Origin of the sequence: Pseudomonas sp. PS01301 (assembly GCF_029960215.1) — a bacterium.
In the GTDB taxonomy this organism is placed as follows: Bacteria; Pseudomonadota; Gammaproteobacteria; order Pseudomonadales; family Pseudomonadaceae; genus Aquipseudomonas; species Aquipseudomonas coleopterorum.
In genome coordinates this window covers 1-255 of sequence record NZ_JASCPM010000147.1, presented here as the reverse complement: position 1 = coordinate 255, position 255 = coordinate 1, and the positions used below count along the sequence as shown (strand labels likewise).

General features: G+C 51.4%; 1 rRNA gene. It reads right to left on the bottom strand.

The annotated features are described in order from the left end of the window. Nucleotides 1-255, bottom strand: a 23S ribosomal RNA gene (locus QMX89_RS22810); the annotation flags it as partial.

Genomic DNA, 255 nt, shown 5'->3' with positions numbered 1-255 from the left:
CTTTCGGCGTGGGTGTTTTTCACACCCATTGTCGTTACTCATGTCAGCATTCGCACTTCTGATACCTCCAGCAAGCTTCTCAACTCACCTTCACAGGCTTACAGAACGCTCCTCTACCGCATCACCAAAAGGTGATACCCGTAGCTTCGGTACCTGGTTTGAGCCCCGTTACATCTTCCGCGCAGGCCGACTCGACTAGTGAGCTATTACGCTTTCTTTAAAGGGTGGCTGCTTCTAAGCCAACCTCCTAGCTGT